The organism is Amycolatopsis sp. NPDC006131, assembly GCF_040614175.1.
Classification (GTDB): Bacteria; Actinomycetota; Actinomycetes; order Mycobacteriales; family Pseudonocardiaceae; genus Amycolatopsis_E; species Amycolatopsis_E tucumanensis.
The window spans coordinates 1-16,280 of record NZ_JBEXTX010000146.1; the positions used below are offsets into that span (position 1 = coordinate 1).

A 16,280-nucleotide genomic window follows, 5' to 3' on the forward strand; every position below is an offset into this window, starting at 1 on the left:
TTGCTGTCCGTGCCCGTCGGCGCGATGGTCGCGTTCGGTGTCGCGTTCGTCATCGGCATGGTGATGCACCGTTACCACGGAACGATTCCGCTGTCACCCGCCGCTGATCCTGATGAACGCCGGGCCGCTGGAGCACTTCGAGGCGTGGGACATCCACAACGAGGGCACGCAACCCGCGATCCGGCGGGTCACCGACGCGCTGGACGGCGAGCGCATCGCGCTGCGGGAGGCGCTGGGCTACGGCGCGCCGCACTTCCCGCTGGCCGACCACTACGCCACCGACGGCGACGAGTGGATGTACGGCCGGGCCGCGCACGAGAAGCTCACCGACTCCGGCGACTGGCGGGAGAAGATCGACCTGCTGACCCACCGCTACATGCTGGAGGACACGCGGCTGGGGCTGTCGCTGCTGGTGTCGGTGGGCCGCTGGGCCGGGGTGCCGACGCCGGTCGCGGCCGGGCTGCTGAGCATCGCCTCGGCGGTCACCGGGCGGGACCTCTACGCGGAGGGCCGGACGCTGGAAAGCCTCGGGCTGGCGGAACTCTCCCGGCCGGAGCTGACGCGGCTGCTGCGGGAGGGTTTCGCCTCGTGAGCGACGAGATCGCCGTCGTCGGGGCCGGCCGCATGGGGGAGGGCATCGCGTTCACCTGCCTCGCGGCCGGTTTTCCCGTTGTGCTAGCCGACGTCAAGGACCGCGCGGATGAAGAACGGCGCGAATACGCCGACCGGCTTCGCGCCCGGCTCGGGTCCGGAGTGACCGTGTGCGGGCGGGAGCCGGGCGCGCTGGCCGGTGCCTCGGTGGTGTTCGAGGCCGTGCCGGAGGTGCTGGAGATCAAGCGGGACGTGCTGGCCTGGGTCTGCCGCGAGGTCGCCGCGGACGCGGTGATCGCCTCGACCACGTCGACGTTCCTGGTCACCGAGATCGCCGCACTGGTCGAGCGGCCGGAACGGGCGGTCAACGCGCACTGGCTCAACCCCGCCGATGTCATGCCGCTGGTCGAGGTCAGCCGGAGCGACGAGACCGACCCGGCCGCGGTGTCCCGCCTGACCGGCCTGCTGGAGCGCCTCGGCAAGATCCCGGTGGTGTGCGGGCCCGCGGCAGGCTACATCGTGCCGCGGCTGCAGGCGCTGGTGATGAACGAGGCGGCCCGCATGGTCGAGGAGGGCGTGGCGAGCGCCGCCGACATCGACCTCGCCGTGCGCGCCGGGCTCGGCCCCCGGTTCTCGGTGCTCGGGCCGCTGGAGTTCATCGACTGGGGCGGCGGCGACATCCTGTACTACGCCTCCCGCTACCTGGCCGCCCGGCTCGGCGACCGGTTCCGGCACCCGGACGTCATCGAGGAGAACATGGCCGCCGGCCGCCGTGGTCTGCGGGACGGGGCCGGCTTCTACACCTTCGACCCGGGCGGCGTCCCGGCGTACCGGGCGGCGCGGATGCGGGAGTTCGCCGAGCTGTTCCGCCTGCGGGAACCGGAGCTCCGGGCCGGCACGCCGGTGCCGGCCCGGTCCCCGTCAGGACGCGAGGGCCACGGCGGCGGTGGCCCGTCGCCGGTGCACGAGCGCGACCACCAGCCCGAGGACGAACACGGCCGCGACGGACGCCAGTAGCACCGCGGCGGTCGCGCCCGAACCGCCGGTGAGCGTGCCGAAGTTGACGATCAGCAGCACGATCCCCGCCAGGATCAGGACCGCGGCCAGCGCCGGTGAGTACCGCGTGTGCCACGTGGACTCACCGCGCCGGTCGCGCCGGAACCAGGCGAGCACCGACACGCTGGTCAGCACGTACAGCACCAGCAGCCCGACGACCGACACCCCGCCGAACCACGAGAACAACGTCAGCACCGGGTCCATGCCCCGCGCCGCGAACGGCAGCACCAGCGCGGCCGCGACCACCGTCGAGGCCACGCCCGCGAGGTAGGGCGAGCCGTGCCGGTTGGTCCAGGCGAGGCGGCGCGGCAGGACCGCGTTCTCCGCCAGCGAGTGCAGGTACCGGTTGATGGCATTGTGGAACGCGAGGACGCCGGCCAGCAACGACGTGGCCAGGATGATCCCGACCGCGTGCGCCGCCCAGCCGCCCAGCGTCGCCTGGATCGCGCCGGCGACCAGCCCGCTCGCCTCGCTCGCCCCGACCGCCTGGCCCGCGGCGTCCACAACGGACCCGGCGCCGTAGAAGCTGACCACCATCCAGGCCACGAAGGCGAAGAACACCGCCACGACCGCCACCGCGAGATAGGTCGCCCGGGGGATGGTGCGGCGCGGGTCGCGGGCCTCCGGCGCGTACAGGGCCGTCGACTCGAACCCGAACATCGACGCGACGGCGAAGGTGAACGCGACCCCGGGCGCCCCGGAGGCGATCGCCGACGGGCCGAACGTCGCGCCGAAGTCCAGGCCCTGCGGCCCGCCGCCGCGGGCGAACGTGATCACCGCGAACACCAGCAGGATGCCCATCTCCAGGCCGACCAGGCAGGCCAGGGCGCGGGCGCCGATCTCGATGTTCAGCCAGGCCCACGCCATGACGAGCACCATGGTCACCAGGCCGCACGCCCACCACGGCACGGAGATCCCGGCGTAGGCGGCGAGCAGGCCCGACACGGTGACGCCGTAGAGGCCGTACATGGCGGCCTGGACGGTGCAGTAGGCGAACAGGGCGACGAAGGCGGACGCGGTGCCGGTCGTCGTGCCGAGGCCGCGGCCGATGTAGGTGTAGAACGCGCCGCCGTCGGTCACGTGCCTGCTCATCGTGATGTAGCCGACGGCGAACAACGCCATCACCACCCCGACGAGCAGGAACGTGGCCGGGGCGGCCGGACCGTTGCCGAGGGTGATCGCGATCGGCAGCGCGCCCGCGATCCCGGTGAGCGGCGACTGCGCCGACAGCACGAAGAAGACGATCGCCGCGACGCCGAGCGAACCCCGGCGCAGGGCGGTCCCGTGATCCGGTGTGGGGAGAGACATCGTTGTCCTTCCGTGGGTTTCCGGTCAGAGCGGGGAGACGGCGGACTCGGGCATGTGGCCTGCGGTGATCTCGACGCCGGAGAGGGCGCCGGCGAACGCGGTGAACTCGGGGATGTCGCCGGCCCCGGCGTTGGCCTTCTCGGCCGCCTCCTGGGTCCGGTAGATCCACACGTCGGTCCAGGAGCCGTCCTCGCCGCGGCTCAGCGCGGGCACGGACAGCAGGTCCGGATGGGCGTCCCGCACGGCCAGGATCGCGGCCGAGCGCAACGCGACGAGACGGTCCTCGGGCAGGTCCGTGCGGTAGTGGACGAACTCGACGAAGTAGGGCACGGGGGGTGTTCCTCTCTGTTGTGGACGGTGTCAGCGGGTGAGCAGCCGCCGCGCGACGGTCAGACCGGTTTCGATGGCGCCGTCGACGAACCCGGCCCATCCGGTCGCGTAGCCGCTGCCGGCGAAGTGCAGCCGGTCCTGCGGCTTGCGGAACTCTTCGAGCGCGCGGAGCTGGCCGGGGGCGAGCATCGGCCAGGTTTCGCCTGCGAACTCGTCGGCGACCCAGTCGTGCCCGTCGGCGGCGACGACCTCCAGGTCCGGCCGCCACAGCGCCAGGGCCTTGGCGACCGCTTCGGTGTCGTCCGGCCGCAGCGCGGACGCGCGGGGACCGAACGCGACCAGCAGGGTGTCGCCGTCCACGGTGTACTCGGTCTGGCCGAACGTGAGCGGCGAGTCCGGGCCCGCGAACACGACGAACGGTTCGACCTCGCCGCGGACGCGGATCCACGTCTTCATCCCCTTCGACGCCTGCCCGGCGCGGGCCGCGGCCCGCAGCACCGCGGGCAGCCCGGGCTCGAACTCGATCGAGGGGAGGACGTTCTGCGGCAGGGTCACCACGACGTCGCCGGCCTCGAAGGTCTCGCCCGACGCGGTTTCCACGGCGACGCCGGTGCTCGTGCGGCAGATCTTCGTGACGACGGTGCCGAGGCGGATGTCGGCGTCGGTGTCGGCGGCGATCGCGTCGGCGAGTGCCTTGGTGCCGTGCGTGAACTTGACCGTCGCGCACGTCTCGAACATCAGCGGCCAGCTGCCCGAGGCCGCCGCGCACCACCGCAGCGCCTGGGTGAGCGCGCCGTCCTCGGGCGGGCTGTTGAAGTTCAGCGCCCACATGCCCGCCAGGAGTTCCCGGTCGGCGGGCGGCAGGCCGAGCGCGTCGATCCGGTCGGTGACGGACTGCCGGTCTAGCGCGTGCAGGACGTCCGGATCGGGGCGCCGGAACGGCTCCCACGGCCACTGGAACCACTCGCGGCTGTCGGCGAGGAACGCCTGCATCCCCGGGTCGAACCGCGCGAACAGCTCGTCCGCGGTGCCTTCGTGGGCCTGCCCGCCGACGTGCCAGTAGGCGCGGGCGGGGACCGGGCTGCGGGTCAGTTCCAGCTGGTAGCGGGAGATCTCGGCCCACACGTGGGGCTGGGTCCAGTGCACCCAGGTGCCGCCGAGTTCGAGCGGGCGGCCCAGCCGCTCGGCGGTCCAGGTGCGGCCGCCGATGCGGTCGCGGGCTTCCAGGACGGTGACCGTGGTGCCGCGGTGGGTGAGTTCGCGGGCGGCCGTCAGGCCCGCGAACCCGGCTCCGACCACGACGACATCGGCGCGTTCAGGCATGAGGGAATCCCTTGCGGAAGGAGAGGTCGACGCCGCCGGTGGCGGGCGTCCGGGGTGTGCCCAACTGTGACTCGGTCCGCTAAATTAGTCAAGTGGATAATTTGGCGGCCGGTACCATTCCGACGGTGACGAACGAGACGGCGGGCGCGTCCCGCGGGCGGGCGCGGCCGCACGGCACGGGCCGGGAGGCCCTGTTGGAGGCGGCGGTGCGGGTCGTGGCGCGCCAGGGGCTCCGGCAGCTCACCTACCGCTCGGTCGCGAAGGAGGCCGGCGTCAACCACGGGCTGGTCACCCACTACTTCGGCAGCATCGACGAGCTGACCGCCCAGGCCCTGCGGCGGTCCCTGGACAGCAGCGTGCCGTCGGTGACCCCCGAGCCGGGCTCGGGCAGGCTCGACCTGCTCGGCGACGGCCTCGCGGAGTTCGTCGCCGAGCAGCCCGAGACCCAGGCGTTCCAGTACGAGCTGACGCTGGAGTCGCGGCGCCGCCCCGAGCTCGCCCCGCAGGTCCGCGAGCTCTACGACGGCTACCGCGCGGCGATCCGCGCCGAGCTCGCCGCCGCCGGGCTGGACGACGAGGGCCTGGCCGCGCTGGTGTTCGCGGCCATGGACGGCCTGGTCTTCCAACAGATCTGCGGGGTCGACGAGCTGCCGACCGAACGGGTCCTCGACACCCTGCGCCACGTGCTCACTCGCCTGCGGCCGGAGAGCTGACCGTCACCGGACCGGCTCCGGGACCGCCGCGCTCCGGCGGCGCGTCCGCACCGGCGCGGTTTCGGGCAGGCAGAGCAGGCACACCAGCGACAGCCCGAGCAGCGCGGCCAGGTAGAAGCCGACGTTGAGCGCGTCCCCGGTGCCTGCGACGATCCGGTTGGCGATCATCGGCGAGATGCCGCCGCCCAGCACGGCGCCGACGTGGTAGCCCACGCCAACCCCGGACTGGCGCTGCTCGCGCGGGAACAGTTCGGAGAAGAACGTGTACATCGGTCCGAAGAGGACACCGGTGGCGCAGAACCCGATGATCACGGCGGTGTTGACCGCGGCGACCGTGCCCGCCGAGCTGAGCGGGAACATCAGCAGCGCCGACCCCAGCGACAGCACGACACCGGCCAGCATCACCGGCTTGCGGCCGAGGCGGTCGGACAGCCACGCCGCGCCGACGTTGCACAGCGCGTGGCAGACCAGGGCGATCATCGAGCCGTTGACGATGGGCTGGCGGGGCAGCCCCAGCCCCTCCGGGGCGCGGGCCGTGGCGTAGGACAGCATGAACGTGGCCAGCGCGAACGTGCTGGCGGTGAGCCCGATGTTGACGCCCGCGACCAGCGCGAGCCGCCGCCAGTTCGCCTTCACGACCGCCAGCAGCGGCGCCTTCACCCGGGCGCCCTCCTGCTCGGCCATCTCCCGGAACACCGGGCTCTCCGCGACGCCCTTGCGGATCCACAGCCCGACCACGAGCACCAGGCCGCCGGCGAGGAACGGGATCCGCCAGCCCCAGCCCGTGACGTCGTCGTCGGGGAGCAGCAGCACCAGCGTGAAGGCCAGGTTGGCGAGGATCGTGCCGACCGGCGAGCCGATCGCCACGAAGGACCCGTACAGGCCGCGGCGCCGCTCGGGGGCGTGCTCGATCGCCAGCACGGCCGCGCTGGAGTTCTCGCCGCCCCTGGCCAGGCCGTGGCACAACCGCAGCAGCACCAGCATGACGGGCGCCGCGACGCCGACGGCCGCGTAGGTCGGCAGCACGCCCATGCCCAGCGTCGCCAGGCCCATCAGCACGAACGCGCCGAACAGGGCCGTCTTGCGGCCGCGGCGGTCGCCGAGCCAGCCGAAGGCGGCGCCGCCCAGCGGCGCCGCGACGAAGCCGATCGCGAACGTCGCGAGGCTCATGAACGTGCCGAACCACGCGTCGCCGGTGGCGAAGAACACCTGGCCGAACACCAGGGCGGCGGCGGTTCCGTAGATCTGGAAGTCGTACAGCTCCAGCGAAGTGCCGACCGCGGCGGCCACTCCGATGCGCGGTAGGCTGGGCTGAGCGGGGCCGTGTGTGGTCATCGACCGTCCTCATCGTCCGTGGTGGTTCCCGTTACGGTAGGAAGCGCCCGCCGCGGCTCCCAGTCGCAAATCCCGCAGCCGCATAGGGGAAACCTGCAGCGCGCTTGACAAGGTTCGCGCCGGTGACAGATGGTGTTCGGCATCGCGCCTCCCGCTCGGAGAAGGAGAATCCCGTTGACCGACACCGCTCTCGAAGCACTCGCCCGGCGGGTCGAGGTGCTCGAGGCCGAAGCCGAAATCCGCCGGCTACAGGCTCGTTACATGTTCCTGTGCGACACGCCGCTGCCCGAGTACGGGACCTCCGACGACGCCAAGCGCATCGAGCTGATCCTGGAGCTCTACACCGAGGACGCGGTGTGGGAGGGCGTCGGCGAGTACTACGACGGGCAGTTCGGGCGGGCCGAGGGCAAGCAGGCCATCCGGGAGCACTTCGAGCGGTTCTGGGGCGAGAAGCGGGATCCGGCGCTGCTGTTGAACGCGCACTACCTGACGTCGGAGCAGATCCACGTGCACGGTGACACCGCGGACGGGCAGTGGATCCACATGCAGCCGTGGCTGTTCTCGGACGGCAGTGCGCTGCTGCGGTCCAGCCGCCTGAACAACGCGTTCCGGAAGGAGGACGGCGGGTGGCGGATCGCCCGCACCCGCACCGAGAACGTGTTCGTGGCGCCGCTGCCGGACCACTTCGCCAGCGACCACCCGTCTGCGTCGGTACTGATGAAGCCATGACCGACGCGGTGGTGCACATCGTCGACGACGACGAGGGCCTCCGGCAGTCGCTGGCGTTCCTGCTGGAGAGCGTCGGCATCCAGGCGCTGACCTACCCCGACGCGCCCGCCTTCCTGGCCGAGTTCGACCCAGACGAGCCCGCGGTGGTGATCGTCGACGTGCGGATGCCCGGCATGAGCGGGTTCCAGTTGCAGGAGGAACTGACCGCGCGGGGCTACCCGGCGCCGGTTGTGTTCTGCTCCGCGCACGGCGACATCCCGATGTCGGTGCGCGCCATGACCCGCGGCGCGGTGGATTTTCTGGAGAAACCCTACGAGCCGCAGCGGATCCTGGAAGTGGTGCAACGGCAGCAGCAGGACGCGTGCCGGCGGTTCACCCGCGAGGCGGCGCGCCGGGCGGTGGAGGCGCGCCTGGCGCAGCTGACCCAACGGGAGCGCGAGGTGCTGCGGTTGGTGGTCGAAGGGGTGTCCAGCCAGATGGCGGCGAACCGCCTGGGCACGAGTGTGAAGACGATCGACGTGCACCGGGCGCGGATCAAGGCGAAGACGGGGGCGGAGAGCCTGGGCGCCCTGGTGCACGACATCCTCACGCACCGCGTGGTGGTGTGAGGGTTTCTGCGGGTCTTTTATGGAGCCCGAGTACTCACGGCTGAGTGCGGCTCGCCGGTCTGGCGGGCCGCGTCGCATTCCGGCGGTGCGTGGTGCGGGGCGGATCGCGCCCCCCGGTTTCACCGAGCGAGCCGCGATGCCTTTCGACGGCAGGTCCTTTGTGGATCCTGTGCGCCCACTGCTGAGCGCGCGATCACTCCACCAACGCGCGCTCCACCCAGCAAGCCGTGGTCAGCAAAGCGGTCTCCTCCCGCGCCCGGCCGATCAGCTGCACCCCCAGCGGCAGACCGTCCTCAGTGGACAACCCGGGCACGGCCACCTGCGGAACACCCAGCGCCTGCCACGGCCGGCTCAGCACCGGATCTCCCGTGGCGGCCAGCCCCTCCGGTGGGGGACCGGGCGCCGCGGGGCCGAGGATCGCGTCGTAGGAATCCAGGAAATCCGACACCGCGGACGCGGCCGACCGCACGAACTCCCGCGCCCGCCGGTACTCCGCCTCCGGGGTGCGGGCGCCCGTCCGCAGCAGGTTCGCCAGGGGCGCGCTCAACTCCGCCACCCGCTCCAGCTCGGCGGCCCGCTCACGCGCCGCCTCGTACGCCATCACCACCGGGTGCGCCGAGGTCAGGTCCGCGATCAGCCGCTCGTCCGGGAACGCCTCCACCACCGCACCAGCCGCCACCAGGCGGTCCCTCGCAACCGCCAGCGCCGCGCGCATCGCGGGGCCGGCGATGCCCGTCCACAGCAGCAGCCGCGGGGGACGGGCGGGCAGTCCGGCCGCGTCCGGCGAACCGGTCAGCGCCGCGTGGGCCAGCGCCAGATCCGACACCCGGGCGGTGTAGAAGCCGTGGCTGTCCAGGCTCGGGCTCAGCCCGGTGACCCCGTCGACCGGGAACCGGCCGTGGCTGAGCACCATCGCCGCGACCCCGCAGAACGACGCGGGCCGGATCACCGAACCGGCGGTCTGCGACCCGAGCGCGAGCGGCACCTGCCCCGACGCGACGGCCGCCGCCGAGCCGCTCGACGACCCGCCCGGCGTGTGGCCCGGCGCGCTCGGGTTGTCCGTCGGGCCGGGGGAGAAGAACGCGAATTCCGTGGTCACCGTCTTGCCGACCGGCACCGCGCCCGCGCGCCGCCACGCCGTCACGATCGCGGCGTCGGCCGCGGCGGGCGGGCCGCCGGCGCGCAGGCCCGATCCGCACCGCGTGGGCAGGCCGGCCACGTCGATGATGTCCTTCACCCCGAGCGGCACCCCGCCGAGCGGACCGGCCGCTACCGGCTCCGGCCACGCCAGCTCCACCCACGCCCGCAGCGCCGGCTCCGTCTCGGCGATGCGCTCCCGGGACCGGCGCAGCGCCCCGTCCACCGAACCACTCACCAGCTCCCGCAGGGACCACGGCGCGCGCAGCGGCTTCACGCGTCCTCCCAGGCGGCGTCGGCGACCCAGAAGTCCATGCCGCTCTCGCTCACGCCGTGCCGCCACTCCGAGGTCCGGCGCAACGTCGGCTCGACCGTCGCGGTCACGGCGTCCGCCGCCTCCGGGCCGTCGTCGGGCACCTGCCAGTGCACCCAGTTCAGCTCGCGCCCCTCGGCGTCGTGCACGAACAGGTCCACGTGCCGCCAGCCGTAGCCGTGCGTGTCGTTGTAGCAGGTCAGCGTCATCCGCTCCATGGCCGCTCTCCTACGCCGCAGTGGTGCCGAGGCTGTGGAACCGGCGCTGGAAGTACACCAGCGCGGCGGGGTCGTCCCCGGTGATCACGGTGTCCACCTCGACGAACAGCACCGAGTGCGACCCCGACGCCTGCTCGGCGACGATGGTGCCGACCACCGAGGCGCACGCCCCGGTGAGCACCGGCACCCCGTGGGTCGCCAGGTCCCACCGCCCGTCGGTGAACCGCTCCGCGGTGGGCACGCCGGTGGCGCCGGCGAAGTGCAGCGCCAGGTCCTCCTGGCCGGCGCCCAGCACGTTCACCGCCAGCCTGCCGTTGCCGACCAGCACGTCGTGCGAGCGGGCGGTGCGGTTCACGCAGACCAGCACGGTCGGCGGCGAGTCGGTCACCGAACAGGCCGCGCTCACGGTCATGCCGGCGCGGCCACGGGGACCGTCGGTGGTGATGACGGTGACCGCCGCCGAGAGGTTGGCCATCGCGGCGCGGAACTCGGTCTGCTGCCGGGTCAGCTCGGGCACGATTCCTCCAAACGATCGCCGAACAGCTCGAACGTACGCGCGCGGCGGGGCCGCCGGGAAGTGAGAGTTCTTCCCGCCCCGGTAAGGGTTTCCCTTACGTATCAGGGGTTTCCGCGAGGGGCAGGGCGAACCCGAACCGCGAGCCTGCGCCGTCGCGGGGCTCGGCCCAGATGCGGCCGTGCTGGCGGGTGATGATCCGGTGCGACAGCGCCAGGCCGATCCCGCTGCCGTGCTCCTTCGAGGTGAACGACTCGGCGAACGGGTCCCGCGGCAGGCCGCGTCCCCAGTCCTCCACCGTCAGCACGCCTTCCCCGCCCTCGGCGCGCGTGGTCAGCACGATCTCGCGGCGCTCCGGGCCGAAGGCCGCCACCTCGTCGATGGCGTTGAAGCAGAAGTTGAGCACCACCTGCCCGGTCAGCACCCGTTCGCACCGCACCGGCACCGGACCCGGCGGCTCGCGGACCACCACGTCGACGCCCGCCGCGTCCGCCCGCAGCCGCACGAAGTACAGGCACTCGGTGACGATCTCACCGAGGTCGGCCACCTGGCGCACGTGCTCCAGGTGGCCGACGAACGCGCGCAGGGCCGCGACGATGGCGCTCGCGCGGTCGATCTGCCGGACCGCGCTGTCGATGCCGAACCGCACTTGCTCCGCGGCCGTCCCGGACGCGTGCCGGGCGGCGCCGCCGAGGAAGTTCGCCGCCGCCGCGAGCGGCTGGCCCAGCTCGTGCGCGATCGCCATCGCCATGTCGCCCATCGCGTTGTAGCGGGCCAGGTAGTTCTCCTGCTGCAGCTCGCGTTCCCGGCGGAGGTCCTCCTGCACGCGGCCGGACACGTCGTGCAGGATCATCAGCAACGCGTCCCCGCCAGTCTCCTGCAGCCGTTCGAGGCTGCCCTCCAGCCACACCGGCTCGTCCGCCCCGGTGAGCGCGAGCTGCACCGTCGTCACCGGATCGGCCCGCTCCAGGACCTCCGGCCAGGACGCCGGGCGGCCGGCCAGCCGCAGCGTGCCGTACCCCGACAGCGGGCCGAGCGGCTGCCCGCTGTCCGCGCCGATCACCTTCAGTGCGGTGTCGGTGGCGAACCGCAGCACGCCGTCCCGGTCCAGCATCAGCGCGATCGTGGACGTGCGGTGCGCCAGCGCGTCCATGTAGGACGCGGTGCGCCGCAGCTCCTGCTCGATCTCCTGCTCCCGCTCGATGTCGCGGAACTGCACCATCACCGCCGGCCCCTGCGCGAGTTCCACACGGATCGCGATGGCCTCGGTCGGGATCACCCGTCCCGTGCGGGACCGGTAGTGCCACTCGATGCTGTTCGTGCCCTTCTCCACCGCGTCCTGCAGCCACGCCCGGCCGATCACGCGGTCGTACTGGCGCGCGGTGCTGCTCATGTGGTTCGCCTTGAGCGGACGCAGCTCGGCCACGCTCCACTCGAGCATCTCGCACGCCGCCGGGTTGGCCCACAGGATGTTCTTCGTCGCCGCGTCGTGCACCAGCACGCACATGCGGCTGGCGTGGAGCATGGTCACGAAGTCCTCGGTGACCAGTTCGGGCGCGCGTGGATCCACCTGCATCCCGCCAGGGTAAGCCGGGCACGGCCGGCGCGCGCTGAAGGAATCCCCTACCCGGTGCCGCAGAACCACCAATTCCGCGCGGCGGCCCCGGCTGCCTACCGTCGGGGGGGCAACCCGCGAGTAGGAGGAGGCGCGATGGTGCACACCCCGCAGGGCGTCGGGTTCGACGACGTCCTCGCCGAGCTCGCGCAGCGGCGGCAGGAGTTCCGCGAGCAGCGCTACGTGCCGAAGGACTTCGTCGCACGGCTCAAGCAGATCGGGATCTACCGGGCGGCGACGCCGGGCAAGTTCGGCGGGCAGCCGCTGCCGCCCGCCGAGTTCCTCGACACCATCGAGCGGATCTCGGTGGTCGACGGTTCCACCGGCTGGGTCGCGAGCTTCGGCTCCGCGCAGATCTACCTGGCCGCACTGCCGCTGGACACCCAGGCCGAGCTGTACCGCGACGGCCCGGACGTGGCCTTCGCCGGCGCGCTGTTCCCGATGCAGCGCGCCGCCGCCACCGAGCGCGGCTACCTGGTCGACGGGCACTGGAAGTTCGCCAGCGGCTGCATGGGCGCCGACCTGATCGGCGTCGGCCTCCCTGGCGACGAGGAGTCCGGCGGCAAGCCGCGCACCGCGGTCCTGCGGCCGGACCAGGTCGAGATCGTCCAGGACTGGGACGTCGTGGGCATGCGGGCCACCGGCTCGTTCGACATCGTGGTGCGCGGGGTCGAGGTGCCCCGTGAGTGGACCTTCATCCGCGGCGGCGCGCCGACGGTGGACGAGCCGCTCTACCACTACCCGACGATCGCCTACGCCTCCCAGGTCCTCGCCGTGGTCGGCGCGGGGGTGGCGCGCGCGGCCCTGGACCACGCCAAGCAGGTCGGCGGCGGCTACACCGGGGTCACCGGCGCGCCGAAGCTCGCCGACCGGGCCTACTACCGCACCGAGGTCGCCCGCGCCGAGGCGGACCTGAGCTCGGCCCGCGCCTGGTTCTACGACCTGAGCGACCAGGTGTGGCAGCACGTCCTGCGCGGCGACACCGCCACCGACGAGCACAACGCCCGGCTGCGGCTGGCCTCCGCGCACCTGGCCCGCGTGGCCTCGGGCGTGGTGGACCGGCTCGTCGAGATCTCCGGCACCGCCCCGATCTACACCGAGCACCCGCTGCGCGACCTGGCCGGCGACGCGCTGGTGCCCAAGCAGCACGCCTTCCTCGGCCCGGCGATCTTCGACTCCGCCGGGGCCGTCCTCATGGGACTGCCGCCCACCAGCCCCGGCTTCCGCTGACCCGACCACCACCGACGAGGAGGACCGAGATGAGCGCGACGCCCCTGCGCGTGCTGTTCTGCATCGGCATCAACCAGAACTTCTTCGACCTGCCTGCCGACGGCATCACGCCCGGCCACGTGTGGCAGGCGTTCGTGTCCATGATGGACGGCATCAAGGCCATGCCTGGCGTGGACTTCATCGGCGACATCGACGACGACTCGCACATGGTCGGCCCCTCCGACGGCTGGCCATGGACCGCCTACATCCTCGCCGACGTCGACACGGCCGAGACCGTCAAGGCCGCCTGCAACCTGTTCCGCACCACCCCGGTCGGCGACGGCGGCGCGAAGCTGTGGCGCTTCGCCAAGGTCGAAGCGCGCATCGGCCGCGCGCTGACGGTGCGCGAAGACGTCGAGCTGCCCGGCTGAGGAGTGGACACCATGACCGAGAACATCTTCGCCGCCGCGCCCGCGGACCTCGTGCTCGACGACCGCGTCGCCGGCCGCCTCTACACCGACCCGGAGATCTTCGAGCAGGAGATGACGAAGATCTTCGAGCGCACCTGGGTGTGGGTCGCGCACGAGAGCGAGCTGCCCGGGCCGGGCACCTTCAAGTCCACCTACGTCGGCCGCCAGCCGGTCATCGTGTCGCGGGACCGCAAGGGCACCCTGCACACGCTGCTCAACCGCTGCCGCCACCGCGGCGCGAGCCTGTGCGAGAAGCCGCGGGGCAAGGCCAACGGGTTCACCTGCCCGTACCACGCGTGGTCCTACGGCCTGGACGGCACGCTGCGCGGCATCCCGTACCCGGACGGGTACGAGGGCGTGGCGGACAAGAAGGACCTGTCGCTGCGCAAGCTGCGCACCGAGTCCTACGGCGGCATGGTCTTCGCGACGTTCGACGAGGGCATCGAGCCGCTGGCGGACTTCCTCGGCGACGCGAAGCTGTGGCTGGACCGGTTCATGAAGCAGGGCGGCGGCTACCCGATCAAGGTGCTGGGCAAGCACCAGTTCCGCTTCCGCGGCAACTGGAAGATCCAGCTGGAGAACACCACCGACGGCTACCACTTCCCGATCGTGCACCGGTCGTGGATGGCGTCGGTGGACGCCGAGACCGCGGACATGATGTCGTTCATGACCGACCCGGCGGCGATCACCCACGCGCTGGGCAACGGCCACAGCGTCATGCAGATGGTGCCCGAGCACTCCGACCTGGACGCCGACGACGGCAGCGAACCGCTGCAGGCCCGCTTCGACCACGTCGTGGCGGAGCTCTCCAAGACGCTCGACGACGCGGCCGTGCGCAAGCTGGTCCGCGCCATGCACGGCACCGGGTTCAACCTGAACCTGTTCCCGAACGTGTCGATGTCGGCGGCGTTCTTCCGGGTCCTGCGGCCGATCTCGGTCGACGAGACGCTGATCGAGCACATCGCGATCGGCCCGGACGGGCCGCCCGAGCTGGACGTGGTCAACCGCGAGCGGCTGCGCATCCACGAGCACTTCCAGGGACCGTTCGGGTTCGGCACCCCGGACGACGCCGAGGGCTGGGACCGCGTGCAGCGCGGTGCCCAGGCCGCGCCGGACATGCCGATCCTGGTCAACCGCGGGCTCGGCAGGGAGAAGGACGACGAGCACGGCTGGCCGACCGCCCACGTGACCGACGAAACCGGGATGCGCGCCGCGTACCGGATGTGGAAGCAGATGATGAGCGATGACTGACACGATCACCGTCCCGCTGACCGACGTCCGGGTGGCCCGCGCGGTCGAGCTGGTGTGGCGGGAGGCCGAGCTGCTCGACCGCAAGGACTACCTGGTGTGGCAGGAGCTCTACACCGACGACGCCCGCTACGTCGTGCCGATCGACCCGGACACCGAGGACTTCGCCGGCACGCTCAACATGATCTACGACGACGCGCGGATGCGGGCCATGCGCGTGACCCGCATGACCGAGGGCTACGCCATCGCCGCCGTCGACGCGGCCCGCACCGTGCGGACCGTGTCCCGGTTCGTGCCGGAGACCGTGACCGACGCTGAGGTCGTGCTGCGCTCGGCGCAGCTGCTGATCGCCTACAAGCGCGGGCGGCACGACATCTGGGCCGCCGACGTGCGCCACCGCGTCCGGCTGTCGTCCTCCGGCGACCGCATCGCGGAGAAAGTCGTGCGGCTGGTGGACAGCGAGGACGCCGTGCCCGCCGCGGGGTTCCTGCTGTGAGCGCGCAGACCGCGGTCGTCACCGGCGGCGCCCACGGCCTCGGCGAGGCGATCGTGCGCCGCCTGCACGCCGAGGGCTGCCGAGTCGCGATCGCCGACCTCGACGGGGCCGCCGCCGAAGCGCTGGCCAAGGAACTGGGCGAGGCCACGGGGTACGCCGTCGACGTCGCCGACCGCGCGGCGCTGGACGGCCTGCTCGCCGCTGTGCTGGCCGACTTCGGATCGGTGCACGTGCTGGTCAACAACGCAGCCCGCACGCAGGCGAAGAAGCTGATGGACATCACCGCCGAAGAGCTGGACGCCGTGCTGAAGGTGAACCTCGGCGGCACGTTCTCGGCCTGCCAGGTCTTCGGCGCGCACTTCGCCGCGCAGGGCTACGGGCGGATCGTGAACATGGCCTCGCTCGCCGGGCAGAACGGCGGCACCGCGACCGGCGGGCACTACGCGTCCTCCAAGGGCGCGGTCCTGTCCGCCACCAAGGTGTTCGCCCGTGAGCTCGCGCCGCACGGGGTGACGGTGAACGCGGTGTCGCCGGGCCCGCAGGACAGTCCGGCGGTGCGGTCCATTGTGGACGACGTCGACGGGCTCGCGCGGAGCATCCCGGTGGGCAGGCTCGGCGACCCGGCGTTCATCGCCCGGATGGTCGCCCTGCTCGCCTCGCCCGAGGCGGCCTCCGTCACCGGCGCCTGCTGGGACGCCAACGGCGGGCTCTACCTGCGCTGAACCCGAGGGAGGGACGATGACTTCAACCGTGGTCCGCGTCGCGGAGGTCAGGCAGGAGGCCGTCGGGATCCGCAGCCTGCGCCTGGTCCGCGACGACGGCGCCCCGCTGGGACCGTACGAGGCCGGCGCGCACGTCGACGTCGTCGGCCCGACCGGCCTGGTGCGGCAGTATTCGCTGTGCTCGCCGCCGCACGATCCGGAGTCGTTGCTGATCGCGGTGAAGAAGGAAGCCGCCTCGCGCGGTGGTTCCGAGGCGCTGCACACCGTCGAGGCCGGGGACACCCTGGAGATCGGCCCACGTTCTTCAGATCCTCTCTTCTTCCAGCTCGGCCTGCGGCGCGCCGC

General features: G+C 72.4%; 18 protein-coding genes and 1 pseudogene. 11 read left to right on the forward strand and 8 right to left on the reverse strand.

The features are described from left to right. The first annotated feature begins 103 nt into the window (after positions 1–103). Both ABZ215_RS39680 and ABZ215_RS39685 read left to right on the forward strand, forming a co-directional pair. Positions 104–592 carry an NAD/NADP octopine/nopaline dehydrogenase family protein gene (locus ABZ215_RS39680; protein WP_354955830.1) on the forward strand — a complete coding sequence of 163 codons (489 nt, stop codon included), beginning with the start codon at positions 104–106 and terminating at the stop codon, positions 590–592. Further along, the gene (locus ABZ215_RS39685) at positions 589–1,608 is read left to right on the forward strand and encodes a 3-hydroxyacyl-CoA dehydrogenase NAD-binding domain-containing protein (protein ID WP_354955806.1); all 1,020 of its coding nucleotides are present in this window, start codon (positions 589–591) and stop codon (positions 1,606–1,608) included. The genes ABZ215_RS39680 and ABZ215_RS39685 overlap by 4 nt, the downstream gene beginning before the upstream one ends. On the opposite strand, the gene ABZ215_RS39690 is transcribed toward ABZ215_RS39685, so the two are convergent. Genes ABZ215_RS39690 through ABZ215_RS39700 form a run of 3 tightly spaced genes read right to left on the reverse strand, consistent with a single transcriptional unit; the run spans position 1,513 to position 4,608 of the window. Further along, a complete protein-coding gene (locus ABZ215_RS39690; protein ID WP_354955808.1) occupies positions 1,513–2,955 on the reverse strand; it encodes an APC family permease in 1,443 nt (480 codons plus the stop codon). The genes ABZ215_RS39685 and ABZ215_RS39690 overlap by 96 nt on opposite strands. A gap of 24 nt (positions 2,956–2,979) precedes the next feature. Next, positions 2,980–3,285, reverse strand: a complete 306-nt coding sequence (locus ABZ215_RS39695) for a hypothetical protein (RefSeq protein WP_020419212.1) — start codon at positions 3,283–3,285, stop codon at positions 2,980–2,982. Positions 3,286–3,315: 30 nt separating this feature from the next. Further along, complete coding sequence (locus ABZ215_RS39700) at positions 3,316–4,608, reverse strand: NAD(P)/FAD-dependent oxidoreductase (RefSeq protein ID WP_354955810.1); 1,293 nt, start codon at positions 4,606–4,608, stop codon at positions 3,316–3,318. A 125-nt stretch (positions 4,609–4,733) separates the two neighbouring features. Here ABZ215_RS39700 and ABZ215_RS39705 point away from each other — a divergent pair, with 125 nt between their 5' ends. Beyond that, on the forward strand, positions 4,734–5,321 hold the full coding sequence (locus ABZ215_RS39705) for a TetR family transcriptional regulator (protein WP_020419214.1): 588 nt from the start codon (positions 4,734–4,736) through the stop codon (positions 5,319–5,321). 3 nt (positions 5,322–5,324) lie between these two features. Here the strand turns inward: ABZ215_RS39705 and ABZ215_RS39710 are convergent, their stop codons facing one another. Continuing rightward, positions 5,325–6,656, reverse strand: coding sequence for an MFS transporter (locus tag ABZ215_RS39710; protein ID WP_354955812.1), 1,332 nt, complete (start codon positions 6,654–6,656; stop codon positions 5,325–5,327). Positions 6,657–6,830: 174 nt separating this feature from the next. Here ABZ215_RS39710 and ABZ215_RS39715 point away from each other — a divergent pair, with 174 nt between their 5' ends. Together ABZ215_RS39715 and ABZ215_RS39720 are read left to right on the forward strand one after the other, a co-directional pair. After that, entirely contained in the window at positions 6,831–7,385 is a 555-nt protein-coding gene (locus tag ABZ215_RS39715) for a nuclear transport factor 2 family protein (RefSeq protein ID WP_354955813.1), read from the forward strand. Continuing rightward, positions 7,382–7,993: a response regulator gene (locus ABZ215_RS39720; protein ID WP_020419217.1), complete on the forward strand. Its 612-nt coding sequence runs from the start codon at positions 7,382–7,384 to the stop codon at positions 7,991–7,993. Before ABZ215_RS39715 ends, ABZ215_RS39720 begins: the two co-directional genes overlap by 4 nt. Positions 7,994–8,186: 193 nt before the next feature. On the opposite strand, the gene ABZ215_RS39725 is transcribed toward ABZ215_RS39720, so the two are convergent. From ABZ215_RS39725 to ABZ215_RS39740, 4 genes are all read right to left on the reverse strand, one after another. Continuing rightward, entirely contained in the window at positions 8,187–9,407 is a 1,221-nt protein-coding gene (locus ABZ215_RS39725) for an amidase (protein ID WP_354955816.1), read from the reverse strand. Further along, positions 9,404–9,661 (reverse strand): hypothetical protein, encoded by a 258-nt coding sequence (locus ABZ215_RS39730; protein WP_354955818.1) that lies wholly within the window; start codon positions 9,659–9,661, stop codon positions 9,404–9,406. Before ABZ215_RS39730 ends, ABZ215_RS39725 begins: the two co-directional genes overlap by 4 nt. 10 nt (positions 9,662–9,671) lie before the next feature. After that, positions 9,672–10,178 carry a flavin reductase gene (locus ABZ215_RS39735; protein ID WP_020419221.1) on the reverse strand — a complete coding sequence of 169 codons (507 nt, stop codon included), beginning with the start codon at positions 10,176–10,178 and terminating at the stop codon, positions 9,672–9,674. A gap of 94 nt (positions 10,179–10,272) precedes the next feature. Then, a complete protein-coding gene (locus tag ABZ215_RS39740; RefSeq protein ID WP_039791629.1) occupies positions 10,273–11,751 on the reverse strand; it encodes an ATP-binding protein in 1,479 nt (492 codons plus the stop codon). 135 nt (positions 11,752–11,886) lie between these two features. Here ABZ215_RS39740 and ABZ215_RS39745 point away from each other — a divergent pair, with 135 nt between their 5' ends. From ABZ215_RS39745 to ABZ215_RS39770, 6 genes and pseudogenes are all read left to right on the forward strand, one after another. After that, positions 11,887–13,020: a flavin-dependent monooxygenase gene (locus ABZ215_RS39745; protein ID WP_354955821.1), complete on the forward strand. Its 1,134-nt coding sequence runs from the start codon at positions 11,887–11,889 to the stop codon at positions 13,018–13,020. Between the two features lie 29 nt (positions 13,021–13,049). Beyond that, positions 13,050–13,430: a hypothetical protein gene (locus ABZ215_RS39750; protein ID WP_354955823.1), complete on the forward strand. Its 381-nt coding sequence runs from the start codon at positions 13,050–13,052 to the stop codon at positions 13,428–13,430. Positions 13,431–13,442: 12 nt separating this feature from the next. Beyond that, positions 13,443–14,720 carry an aromatic ring-hydroxylating dioxygenase subunit alpha gene (locus ABZ215_RS39755; protein ID WP_354955825.1) on the forward strand — a complete coding sequence of 426 codons (1,278 nt, stop codon included), beginning with the start codon at positions 13,443–13,445 and terminating at the stop codon, positions 14,718–14,720. Then, positions 14,713–15,213: an aromatic-ring-hydroxylating dioxygenase subunit beta gene (locus tag ABZ215_RS39760; RefSeq protein ID WP_354955827.1), complete on the forward strand. Its 501-nt coding sequence runs from the start codon at positions 14,713–14,715 to the stop codon at positions 15,211–15,213. Before ABZ215_RS39755 ends, ABZ215_RS39760 begins: the two co-directional genes overlap by 8 nt. Next, positions 15,210–15,935: an SDR family oxidoreductase gene (locus ABZ215_RS39765; protein WP_354955829.1), complete on the forward strand. Its 726-nt coding sequence runs from the start codon at positions 15,210–15,212 to the stop codon at positions 15,933–15,935. The genes ABZ215_RS39760 and ABZ215_RS39765 overlap by 4 nt, the downstream gene beginning before the upstream one ends. A gap of 16 nt (positions 15,936–15,951) precedes the next feature. Further along, positions 15,952–16,280: pseudogene (locus ABZ215_RS39770) on the forward strand (oxidoreductase); the annotation flags it as partial.

Coding starts and splice junctions, on each gene's coding strand:
- ABZ215_RS39690 (WP_354955808.1), bottom strand. CDS start 2,955: ATGTCTCTCCCCACACCGGATCACGGGACCGCCCTGCGCCGGGGTTCG.
- ABZ215_RS39755 (WP_354955825.1), top strand. CDS start 13,443: ATGACCGAGAACATCTTCGCCGCCGCGCCCGCGGACCTCGTGCTCGAC.
- ABZ215_RS39745 (WP_354955821.1), top strand. CDS start 11,887: ATGGTGCACACCCCGCAGGGCGTCGGGTTCGACGACGTCCTCGCCGAG.
- ABZ215_RS39760 (WP_354955827.1), top strand. CDS start 14,713: ATGACTGACACGATCACCGTCCCGCTGACCGACGTCCGGGTGGCCCGC.
- ABZ215_RS39710 (WP_354955812.1), bottom strand. CDS start 6,656: ATGACCACACACGGCCCCGCTCAGCCCAGCCTACCGCGCATCGGAGTG.
- ABZ215_RS39750 (WP_354955823.1), top strand. CDS start 13,050: ATGAGCGCGACGCCCCTGCGCGTGCTGTTCTGCATCGGCATCAACCAG.
- ABZ215_RS39730 (WP_354955818.1), bottom strand. CDS start 9,661: ATGGAGCGGATGACGCTGACCTGCTACAACGACACGCACGGCTACGGC.
- ABZ215_RS39720 (WP_020419217.1), top strand. CDS start 7,382: ATGACCGACGCGGTGGTGCACATCGTCGACGACGACGAGGGCCTCCGG.
- ABZ215_RS39740 (WP_039791629.1), bottom strand. CDS start 11,751: ATGCAGGTGGATCCACGCGCGCCCGAACTGGTCACCGAGGACTTCGTG.
- ABZ215_RS39700 (WP_354955810.1), bottom strand. CDS start 4,608: ATGCCTGAACGCGCCGATGTCGTCGTGGTCGGAGCCGGGTTCGCGGGC.